This window comes from Paenibacillus sp. MMS20-IR301, assembly GCF_032302195.1.
GTDB lineage: Bacteria > Bacillota > Bacilli > Paenibacillales > Paenibacillaceae > Paenibacillus_AQ.
Genome location: NZ_CP135275.1, coordinates 3202058 through 3214369 on the forward strand (window position 1 = coordinate 3202058; position 12312 = coordinate 3214369).

At 45.8% G+C, this 12312-nt stretch carries 5 protein-coding genes, 1 tRNA gene and 1 pseudogene; all 7 read right to left on the bottom strand.

From position 1 onward, the window contains the following. Positions 1-4 precede the first annotated feature (4 nt). A complete protein-coding gene (locus LOS79_RS14110) occupies positions 5-1924 on the bottom strand; it encodes a BglG family transcription antiterminator (RefSeq protein WP_315420777.1) in 1920 nt (639 codons plus the stop codon). Between the two features lie 265 nt (positions 1925-2189). Beyond that, positions 2190-6911, bottom strand: a complete 4722-nt coding sequence (locus LOS79_RS14115; protein WP_315422220.1) for an Ig-like domain-containing protein — start codon at positions 6909-6911, stop codon at positions 2190-2192. Between the two features lie 823 nt (positions 6912-7734). After that, on the bottom strand, positions 7735-8181 hold the full coding sequence (locus tag LOS79_RS14120) for a DoxX family protein (protein ID WP_315420779.1): 447 nt from the start codon (positions 8179-8181) through the stop codon (positions 7735-7737). Between the two features lie 47 nt (positions 8182-8228). Next, complete coding sequence (locus LOS79_RS14125) at positions 8229-8822, bottom strand: TetR/AcrR family transcriptional regulator (protein ID WP_315420781.1); 594 nt, start codon at positions 8820-8822, stop codon at positions 8229-8231. Positions 8823-9546: 724 nt separating this feature from the next. Then, positions 9547-9619: transfer RNA gene (locus LOS79_RS14130), tRNA-Lys, on the bottom strand. Positions 9620-9769: 150 nt separating this feature from the next. Beyond that, positions 9770-10459, bottom strand: a pseudogene (locus LOS79_RS14135) (DUF3825 domain-containing protein); the annotation flags it as partial. 191 nt (positions 10460-10650) lie between these two features. Then, the gene (locus tag LOS79_RS14140; RefSeq protein WP_315420783.1) at positions 10651-12258 is read right to left on the bottom strand and encodes a DUF4435 domain-containing protein; all 1608 of its coding nucleotides are present in this window, start codon (positions 12256-12258) and stop codon (positions 10651-10653) included. Positions 12259-12312: the final 54 nt, after the last annotated feature.

Genomic DNA, 12312 nt, shown 5'->3' on the forward strand with positions numbered 1-12312 from the left:
ATCTTTATAGTAGGTTCTCTATCTCTATCATAAATTGCTCATAGCTGTTAACGGCCAGCAGGCGGTTTCTGCTGTCTTCTCTCTCCATCAGAACCAGCAGCAGTTTGCTGATTTCTTTGTGCAGGAACAATTGCCCCGGACGCAGGTTAATCAAAAAGATCAGCTGCACCGGCTTGCCGTCATGCAGGAGCTGTTTCTTCAGTACAGTTACACTGATGCAGTCGCGGATGGCGCTCATCCGCATGGGATGCGGGCCGGCGATGCCATTTTTATAGATGGTTGTAAATTTATTCTCCCGGAACAGGACCTGCTCCGGAAAATCCTCAGCCGCATAATGATAGTCCGTAATCTCACAGCAGCGCTGCTGCAGCAGCTCGATGTAGTCATCCGGCCCGTCTGTATGGAACAGCTCCTTGCGGAACAAGTCCTTGAAATCCATAAGCTTACGGGATGGCTGTGTATGGCCCATCTGCAGCGATAAGATCTCTTTGATCCGCTGAATCTCCTGATCATCGAGCAGCTGTTTAATATGAATGACCAGCTTGCCGTCAATATCAGTCTCCACCGGCACTGTCGTCAGAATCAGATCCACTTGTCTGCCGCTGATCTCCTTAAGCTCGGTAATGGACGCCGTGATTACGGATGCCTTGGGAAATACCGCTTCAAGCTTCAGCCGGATGAGCTGTGCGCTGCCACCGCCGGTCGAGCATATCACAGCAATCCGTTTGTACTGCTCCAGATTACGCTGCTGCATCCGTTCCAGATGCGTTGCGAAATGAAGCGCGACATACCCGGCTTCGTCCCGGGACATCTTGAAGCCGTATTGCTCTTCAATAATCTCAGCGAACCGGAAGGAGATCACGAACACGTTGGCATACTGACTGTATACATCTTCTACAAGCGGATTTCCAAGCTGCAGATTATAGTAAAGACGGTTCAGCAGCGGGAACATATGCAGCAGCAGCGCTTCCTGCAAGGCATCATCTTTATTAAAGCCGGTGAGGAATTCCTTATCCAACCGCTGCAAAATATCGTTAATCCCTTGCCGCAGCTGTGACTTGGTCTCATCTGACATACGCTCCATAATCGTTTTGCCCGAAATATGCAGCGCCAGATAATCCACTTCGACCTGCGGAAGCGTTATCTCGTAGTGGGACTCGATCCACTTGGCAATTCTGCCTGCTATATCCTGATACAGCAGCTCCGGCTTACCCTGCACCGCTTGTCCGGGTACGATGTAATTGTGCTTGGAGACACGGTACAGGAGAATGAACAGATGGGTAACAATATTATTCAGGAACACATCCGATATTTTCAGTTCCTTGTCCTTCAGCACCTGCAAAAGATAAGCGGTCAGCTGCTCCCTGTCAAACTCCCGCTCATACGCATGGAAATCCTCGGTTTGCTGGAGCGTTTGGCCGGATTGCAGGATAAAATAGGAGAACGCTTTGCGGAAATCCTTCTCGTCCCCCTCAATTTTCATACCGTAATGGGCCCGGCGGGCCAGACTTAGGCGAAACGCACCCAAGCGCTGCTCCACTTCCTTCAAGTCAGAGATAATGGTGGAGCGGCTGACTCCCATCTCCTCTGCCATCTTATCCATCGACTGATAGCTGCTGCTCTGCAGGAGATAGAAAAGCAGAAACTGCTGCCGTGACTGCTTGTTGTCCAGATCCACCTGATCACTTTGGAGCAGCCCCTTTTCCCGGTAAATCCGGAAAGCCTCCGGCTCCTTGACCTCAAGCTGATAGCCTTGGCCCCTTATCATTCTGACTTGAAACCCGTGTGCTGCACCGGTCTTGCCAAGAGATCGGATAATGTCGCGGACCGTCCGTTCGGACAGCCCTACCTCCGCCATCAATTCGCCCATCTTAACCGGAACATTTCTGTTTAATAGAATATTGACGATCGTATATTCCCTCATCGGTCACCCTCGTTTGTGATACTAGTATCGGTGTGAAGCAACTCAGCTGGTTATGGCCTTATCTTACTTGAAAACGTTATCTTAAGAACAGTTTGTATTCTGCAGTTTGGAACGGCAGAATTTGCAGGTTATCTGTTCATTCGCTAATAAGGTGTCCCTAATCCTGGAAAACAAACATCCGGGTGCATAACCGTAATTACTGGTCTTCCCAAAATAAAAAGCCCTTCCCGTCATAAGACGAAGAAGGGCTTAATACGTTTAGCAATTATTCTGCAGTGTGATCTACAGAAGCCGCTTGAATGCTGCCGAATGCCCAATACTGCGCAGGGACGTCAGTCCACTTTGGCGCGGCGCTGGTCAATGGAGCGATACCAAGGGCGCGGTTAATGATGGTTACAGCTTCGGCACGGGTCAGCGGCTGGTTAGGACGGAAGGTTCCGTCTTCGTAGCCGGTGATCATGCCCGCCTGAGCTGTCAATTCGACAGCAGCCTGTGCCCAGTGGCCGGCAACATCGCTGAAGCTGGCCGTATTTCCTTGAGCACCTGTAATCAACCGGGACAGAATAGCCGCCATTTCGGCTCTGGTTATCGTTTGATTTGGTTTAAAGCTGCCGTCCGCATAACCCTTCATAATTCCGCTTGCACTCACCTGACTAATGGCATTTGCTGCCCAGTGTCCGGCAACATCAGTGTAAGCAGCGCCTGAAGTACCAGCAATTTGGCTGAAGGTACGGGCGATGATGCTGGCTACTTCGGCACGGGTGATACTGTTGCCCGGCTTGAAGGTGCCATCCTCATAACCTGTCATATAAGCCTTCACTTCTACTTTAGGATTCTGAGCAAGAACCACCGTAAATGTGCTGAACTTATTCACCGTAAATTGAATACCGGATTTGCCGGCTTGTCCGAATGATACAATCTCACCCTTGACCAGTTCTTTCGTGCCGTCGCTATGCTCGATGAAGACGGTTAGCGCCTGCAGCTCTGCAGGGGTCAACGAAGCAGTATTCACCGGCAACACGAGCGTAACCGGACGGTTCTGCAGATTAGTATCAATCGTTACCGGACGGCCCATCAGCGTTACAATGGCTCCGCCCGTTACACTTTGGATCTGATTTTTCGCACGGGCTTCAGCCTCGGCAGCCTGCTGCTCCGTTTTGAGCGGTACCAGATGGAAGTAAATCTCCTGGGCAAAATCAGCCAGAGAGCCAGCCGGCACCTTCACTTCAGCATTTACGGTGAAGATATCGAGGCCGACCCTATTATCGGCGAGTTGCTTGCTGGAAGCTGCAGGAATGGTCAATCTTGTTTCTGCAACCTCATCATTTGTATCCGGAATAAGGATTGTCGCAATGTTTGAGCCAGTGGCCTTAAGTGCATTAATGATCTGGAGCACTTTGTCAGAGGCCAAGGCAATTGCATCCTTCTTCACACTGTTGGCATCCTTCGTACGGGTAATGTCTACAGATACCGTTGAACCTTGCGCACTGCCATTGCCTACATTCGCCGAAATGGTTTCGGTTGAAGAGGATGGAGTGCCTGATCCCGCAGGTGCAGAAGATCCAGAAGATGGTGCTCCCGGATTTGGCGTGACCGGTGCAGGAACGGTTGTGAAGCTCCAGACGCCTTTATCCGCAAATCCTGCAAAGCTGTTACCCGCCTCGTCTTTGAGTGCACCAGGCTGAATCACTACATAATAATTGGCGCCTTGCGCCAATAGGCCGGTTGTACTAATGCTGACCGTAGCGTTTGTAATGCTAACACGCGCTGTATCGCCCGCTTTAATCGTTGCTACGGCAGAATCATTAGCCGCATTCATAATAACGAACTCTGCATCTCCTGGCAGCACATTCTCATTAAAGGTTATCGAGAGTGTAGCCGATACAGGAACATTATCCGCATGATTTACCGGACTGAAAGCTGTCACCAGCGGCGCTGTTGTATCCGGCAGGCTGGTAGTCATAAACCGCCAGGCGGTGATACCTGAGATGCCGGCAAAGCTGTTGCCTGCCAGATCTTTAAATGCGCCTTCTGTAACACGTACAAAGTAGTTAGTGCCATGCTCCAGATTGTCAGCCGGATTAATCGTTACTACATTATTCCGGATGGTTACATAATCTGAACTCGCCGGAATGATCACAACCGGATTAACTTCATCTGTACTTTTGAAAATACCGATGCTGCCGGCTGCCGCCTGAACATTCTCACTGAAGGTAAGGACCAGATTAGCATTGATGGCTACCTCTGTTGCCCAGGACTCAGGTGAATACGTACTCACCGTCGGTGAGGTTCTATCAGGTACGGCTGTTGTTGTAAACTGCCAGGCCTTGCTGTCCGCGATGCCCGCATAGCTGTTGCCTGACATATCTTTGAACGCGGCGGAGCCAATCTTAACATAGTAAGTTGTATCATAACCCAGACCACCCACTGGATTAATCGTCACTACTGCATCTTGGATGGTTAGGTCTTTGGCCGTAATTGCTGCTGCCGGCTTGTCGGTTGCACTGTTATAAATAACTATAATGTTGCCGGCTGCCGCAGTTACTTTCTCACTGAACGTAAGAGTCAGACCCGTTTCAACCGGCACTCCCTTTGCTCCCGGCTCAGGTGAAAACGCGCTTAACGTTGGTGCTGTCGTATCCGGCTCAGCAAGTGTTGTAAATTTCCAGGCTGTGCTGTCAGAGATACCAGCAAAGGAATTACCGGCTGTATCTTTGAATGCATCGCTTGTGATAAGTACATAGTAGCTTGTACCATACTCCAGAGCTTTAGTTGGAATAATCTTTGCAGCCGTGTTATTGAGGATCGTTACGTCCTTGGCGGCAATTGTATCGACCTTCGTATCTGTCGCACTGTTGTAAATCTCAATGTTACCTTTTGCCGCTACTACATTCTCGTTGAAGGTTACCACCAGATCCGTACTGACACTCACATCTTTTACCCCGTTATCAGGTGAATAAGTGCTTACTTCCGGTGCTGTCTTATCCGGTTCATTGATGGTTGTGAAATGCCATGGAATTTCGCTTGGCTGACCTGTAAGTCCAGCATAGCTATTGCCTGCTGTATCTTTAAATGCACCGGCCTCAATCCGCACATAATAACCTGTGCTATAATCCAGCTCTTTAGAAGGTGTAATCGTCGCTTTATTTTCGTCTACAATTACATCCTTAGCGGAGATTGTATCTGCTATAGTGTCAGACGCACTGTAGTAAATTACAATATCGCCTTTCGCAGCAACTACATTCTCGTCGAAGGTAAGGATCAGATTGGTATCAACCGCTACATCCTTTGTTCCAGGTACAGGCGACAACGCACTAACTGTCGGTGGTGTCATATCTGGTTCTTCAACTACTGTAAACTGCCAGGTTTCATTGTCTGTAATGCCGGCAAATTTGTGTCCTGCAGCATCCTCGAACGCTCCGGCATCGATGTTCACATAGTAGTCATCACCATATTCCAGCTGATCATACGGAGTAATTGTTACAGTATTTTTATCAATAGCTACGTTGGAAAAAGCCACATTAATGCTCTGCGGAACACTGTTATCCGTGCTGTTATAAATCTCGATGTTGCCGTTCCCCTCGAATACTTCCTTGTTGAAAGTAAGGACCAGCTTAGCGTCTCTGGCTACTCCTGTAGCCCCATTCTCCGGGAAATACGTGCTTACCGTTGGAACTGTCGTATCCGAGGCTTTGACGGTCTTAAATGTCCAGGAGCCATTATTTATCGCTGAGCTCCCTACTTTTAGACCTTCATCATAGAAGGCATTGCTGTCGACCTGAATTTCATAATCAGTATCGCCAGCTAAATCTTTTTGCGGATTAATCGTCACTTCATTATTTTTGACCGCCACCTTGCTGTCGCTAACCGGGATGGTTTCGACCGGAGTAGACAGGTCCGAAGCTTTGTAGATAAAAATGTTGGCATCCGTTGTCGTTTTCTTGATCTTCTGATTAAACGAAATAATCAGATTGGCATCGACCTCGACACCCTGCTCAGAAGGTTCTGGAGATCTGCCGATGACTTTCGGAGCATTGACAACCGGATTGGAAAGAATCACCACGCCGGAATTTCCGGCTGCGATAAATTGTTCCAGGCTGGAGATATACCCGATACCGTTAAGCTTGCTGGTCACACCCGTCGTCTCAGTAGACCACTTCTGTCCCTGATTTTCTGAGTACAACGCAGTCCCGTTGTCTCCCGCTGCCATGAATGCACTGTTGCCGTAAGCAACCCCATTCAGATTTACCGCTGGAATGTCTGCAATCTTTGCTGCTTTGGTAGTATCCGGAGAGGTAACCACCGTTCCCGAGGCACCAACCGCAAGGAAGATGCCGCCCCCGAAGGTAATGCCATAGAGCGAATTAGTTGTTTTAGATGATGCTGGTACACTCCACTCAGCTCTATCTATTGATGTTACTATAGCACCGTCTGCACCAACCGCTACGTATTTGCCATTGCCATAGGCTACAGCATACAAGCTCTTGGAGGTTTTACTATCCGTAACCTCTTTCCAAACAACCCCATCCGAAGACGTTACAATTGTCCCGCTGTCACCTACTGCAACTAGACCTTTGGGGTCATAAGCAATTCCGTTCAAGTTAGGCACTGCACTCATAGTCTGGTTTGTCCAAACTGTACCGTCATCGGACGTTATAATCGTTCCCTTATCACCTACGGCAATAAATTGGCTGCCTGTGTAGATAACATCATTCAAGTTTTCTGTTACACCTGAACTGTGGATGGTCCATACCGAAGTGCTACTTGCTGTAGCTACAACTCCGTCTTCACCCACGGCAACAAGCGTTGCATTGTCAGTCCCGCCGCTGGCTATAGCACTTACATTGTCACCGCCTGGCAGCGAATTAAGCTTCTCCCAGGCTGCCGGAGCCGGTTCCACCGGCAGGGCATATGCAGGAAATGCTCCTGTTAATAACACACTGATCATGAGTAACATCGAGATATACTTCTTCAGACTCCTGCTCATTACCAATCCAACGCTCCCCCTTATTCATTGATCATTTTCCGTCCGCTGTGCAGCAAGTGTTGTTGCCTTCTGTATTTGCTCCCTTTGCTCCTGCATTCTCCTTTCAACTTGCCTCCCGCGGACAAAAAACAATTAAACACTACATAGAATTTTTCATATCTCCGGTCCATTTTATCAGACAGCTCTAAACAAACTCTTAACAAATCTCGACAAAAACCGTATCTACAGACCCGAAATCCAGCATCTCTATCAAAATAAACGAAAAAATCCCTGTTTTTTAGTTAAAAATGTCTAAAAATAAAAAAAGCACGGAGCTTCTGCTCTCATGCTTAGTTTTTTTGTACTAGATGTTTAGCCTAGGCGACTGTGAGCTCCGACTGCTTCAAAATCACTTCGTAACAATACTGACGACATAATTCTCCTGGTCCATGTGACTAAAGTCCCAAGCGCCTGACTTACGAACCGTAACGAAGATCAGCGGTATTTTTGATAAAACATTGCCTTTGTTTGCTAAAGACCACACACGCTGCCGGATAACTGCTATATGTTGGTTTGAGTTCATTTTCATTATCCTAGCGTCACTGTTGAGTGACTGGGGGGTTCCTTACGGACCTGAGAGCCTTTATTTCTACCAAAATCCCTGTTTCGCCTGCCTTACGGACACAGATGCACTTATTTGCGGGTACTGGAGTGAAATGTTGCCGGATTGAAGGAAATAAGAGCTGTAGTGTCCGTATGGCCTGGAAAATGAGCAGATTTGAGTAAATAAAGGCTCTGGTGTCCGCAAGGGTGAAACGCACCCTGTTGATTAACTTAATTAATGCTATTGGAACAACGGGGAGGCAATCAGTATAGCCGTAATAAAAACGAGCTGAATGCCTATGCGGACCGGCAATCTGGGCACAGGCCTGCCGCCGACTGTCATGTTGTTGCGTGCTGCATGGATGTTGGCGGGAAGCATTGCAATAAGAAGCACCACCAGGCACACAGAAGCAACCGGTGCGACAGAGGGCAGTAGCATTCCTAGTGCTCCGGCAATTTCCAAAATCCCGGTGACCGTCACGATCCGTTCTTTCTGCGGAAAAGCAGGCGGCACCATTCTCACCAAATCAGACCGCCGCCGACCCCAGTGAGCAGAAGCACTTAGCAGCAGCATAATGGATACTGCCCATTGCAGGGATGTATACCAGTCATTCCAATGAGTCAAACCCAAGAAACCAGCCACTTGGAACAGCAAAAAGGATACAATGAGCGCGATAAACGGAACCATTTCAACTTCCTCCTTTTAGCGTCGGTTATCTGTCTGTTTGGGCAGCTTCAATTTTTCAGAATTCCGGCCATAAAGTCTGATACTCTCTTCGCTGAAAGGGATTCAGTTGATGTACGCAGGGATGCCTGCACACGCAGGCCCAGTGAGAGCAGGACGAACAGCTCTGCTGTCTCATCAGGGTTTACGTTTTCGTTAATCACCCCGTACTTTTGACCCGTAATGATCCACTGTCTGGAAACAGAGACCGACCGCTCATGAAAATGCTCAAGCACTTTCGCTACCACTGGTTCATTCTCCTTGCCCAGCATGTACAAAAGGATTTTGTTAGTCGCCTCATGGCTGTCTTCTAATCCTGCAAGACTTCTGGAAATCGCCTGCATGGGTCCTTCGAATGTTTTGTCAGGGCTGCTTGCGACTGCTTCCTCAAAATGTTCATTAACAGCTTCCAGCCGCTCCTCCAGCACTCTGGCGAAAATTTCATCCTTACTCTTTACATAATGAAATATTGCCCCCTTCGATAACTGCGACTGCTCCATGATATCCTTTAAGGTAACCGCATCGCAGCTTTTGTGCCGCAACAATTCCTTGGTTGCATCCAGAAGTTGCCGGATGGTATGCTCCCGGCGCTCCGAATTCTTCATGGCACTCCACCTCTTCATTCCGAATTTGTATAGGGTATAATGTTATTCCAATTATACATACCGACCGATGGTTTGTAAATTAACAAACTGGATATCCATCTTTGCCTGCTTGCTCCGGACGGCTGGACCTTTCTCCAGCTGGCTTAACCCATTGTGGAAGTACCTCTGCAGACTGGTGAATTTGAACCAATTACTTATTGCCATCGTGACAATTGGAGGATCGTAGAATTCCATACGGACCTGAGAGCCTTTATTTCCGCCAAAATCGCTGTTTCGCCTGCATTACGGACACAGATGCACTTATTTGCGGGTACTGGAGTGAAATGTTGCCTGTTTGAAGGAAATAAGAGCTGTAGTGTCCGTATGGCCGGGAAAATGGGCAGATTTGAGTAAATAAAGGCTCAGGTGTCCGCAAGAGTCAGGCACAGGTAGTCAGGGGCTAAACGTGGCGTGAGGAGCAGCGTGTGGGTAAGGTTTGCGGGGCGCGATACCTACAGATATACAGCACACAGGCTGGGGCCAGGCGGGATACAGTTACGACGCGAGATAAAGTAAGGATGCGGTTCAACTCGGGAGTTCCTGGCGCGGGAGGCGCGGTGCACAGTACATGCTGCCGGCTAACAGTAGACCAACGCACACACCCAGCACAAGCGGGAAAACTCGCGGACTGAGATCAGTATATCCGAACAGCAAAAAAACGGCATCGCTGCCGTTTCTTCTAGGATGGACTCTCAGGGACTCGAACCCTGGACAAATTGATTAAGAGTCAACTGCTCTACCAACTGAGCTAAGAGTCCATGGTATGGTGGAGAATAGGGGGCTCGAACCCCTGACCTCATCGCTGCCAGCGATGCGCTCTGGCGTGATGGTCAGGGGCACTGCCCTAAGTAGATGATATCAAACTTATACAGACACTACGTTTATTCTAATATTAAGTAGGTTTAGCTTCATTCGGCTTCAGGATCTGGTTTTGTAATAAGTCTAGCATTTTTATATGCCATGTCCAAAGACAAAAATGTTTGTGCCACATAAGAATTGCTTACTCTCCTAAGAGGCAAAGCACAAGTAGCCCTATATTTATCTATGTCAATTCTTGTACAGACAGGTATAAGCAATTGAATTTCGCCTTGGAAATATTGAGGGATAGCTAACTTATAATTTCTTCTAAGTCTTTTCAGTGAATCATAAATAAGTGAGCGTAACCATGGTTCTAACATGTCTACTGTTAGTTCCCGAAGTATATCCATCCACCTTTCAAGTCTATCATCAAGTATGTGCTTATGCTTAAAGCTAATGTTACTTGTTTTTCTGTAATCAAATATAAAATCTACAGGATCATCTATATAATATGCCGGCTCTGGCAAGGCCGAAAACTCACGGATTGGATCTACTTTACGACTACTCTCCTCATAAAATCCAATTAGCTTATATTTCAAATCTGCAGGATTACTTTTGTAGAATAATGCATAAATGTCTTCACGATTTCTGAACTCTAAACCGGTATTAAAACATGAATATAGTGAGTTCTCTACTATTTTATGTTTTTCTTTAGTATACAGCCTTTCAAAAGTATGAAAAACATAGTTCCAAATAATGTATAAATCTTTAGAGACGCCAATCGTCGGTTCGGCAATTCCACTCCAGTTCTCACTTTAAGCTAAATTATCAGTCAAGTAATACAGTTTTTTCGATATTATTTATGTGTGCATATGTTTTAAGTTTGAAAGTTTCTCGGATAATACTTTGAGTTGTAGACAAACAATCCCTCATATTTTAAATTGCAATCCCTTTTACACAAAATTCTAATTGAAAGCACTTTACTTCTCGGTTACAATGGAAATTTAGGCAGGTAATTTCCAAGCGCCTTTTGAAACTGCTCTTTGTATTGTCCCCTGATTCTCCTGAGAAATCGTTCTTCATATCCTTCCTTCCTTAAATGTAATACTGTCGCAACTTCTTGCACTAAGCTTTTTCTATTGTAATATTTAAGGGCTTTTTTATAATCCGCCTCTTGAAGAATAGCGGTAAACAAACTATCATTTTGACTATAAATATCATCAATTTTTACACTCTCAATGAGTTGCATTGCCGCTTCCTTCAGTTGTGCTAGTCCTTTTGCTTTCGTATTATACGTATTAAGTCGGAAGGAAATCTCTTTAGCGCTCCTAAGAGAGATTTGATTTTCCAATTCTCCCTGAAGTCGTTTTAATATATTTATTTTTGCTTTAGGTACGACTTCTTCCTTCGGTAACTCATCCAAATTGCTCATTAACTCAATTACTTCCTCCACAATTAGTAAATTTTCAACTTCCGCTACCTCAAGTGAATAGACTCCATAAGTTTCAAGGTTATCAAGTTCTTCATCCGTTTTATAGTCTCTATCGATAATTCCATAACAATCAAACATATGAAGCTCAGGTGAATTACGCAATGCTCTAGTTGACTCTATAACTTTTTCACAACTTCCTCTCGGAACTACAAAGTAATCAGGGTATTGCACCTGATAAATCGCTGTGTCAAAACTACCTCTTTCGCCCTCAACAAATAGAACTTTCTTTCTACTTCCAATAATATTCATTACAAGTTCTTCTGGAAGCCCGATGACCTCAGGAACTTCCTGTATCTTCCACCATACACCATCAAATTCTTTGATCCAAAACTTTTTAGAACCAATTCTAGATGATGCAAAGTCTAAATCATGTGTTATATATATAAAACGGCAGTCCTTTCTGACTTCCTCTAATGTATCCCATAGTTTTGTCATCACTGAGCGATGTAGATGAATTTCAGGCTCATCAAGTATTAATATTGTGCCGGGTACAGCACATAGACATTGGCCAATAAGGTATAGAACTACCCTCTCTCCATCACTCATTTCTTTTCCATGATAGCTAGGAGATTCTATTCCTGGAGTTGTGACTTGAACACGTCCTTCACTGAGAGTTACTTTGCGTTGAGGATAAATCAAGTCCCAAATATAAATAAGTTGATCTATCGGAGAAAAAGGAATATCCCCCATTTCTTTCTCCCCTCGCATTTTACGCTCAGTTGACTCTTTTACATATGCTTCATTCCTCGCATTATGTTTGGCAAATAATGTGCTAAGCACTCTATCAAAATCACTCAATATAGCAGTAGCTGGTATACCTCCCCACTTAAAACCTATTTTATTAGAACGACCTTGAAAATTTTCTGTACCGAAAAATAGCTCATTTTGAGCCTGCTCAAGGAATTTTAAAGGAGCGAATTCTGGTACATTTAACTGACGTTGAGCAGAAATACGTTGAACCTTTTCTCCCGGCATCGTTTCTTCTATTTTTACTCCTAATCGTGTTTTTCCTGAACCATTAGGTCCAACAATCACAATATTTTGTTCTAATTCCAATTCTTTCATCTCATAAACATTCTCACCAGGAAACATAAGAGTTATATTCAATTTAAGGCCTCCAATATATTTGTGTAATGTAAATGCATATCAAAGTGAGTTCTT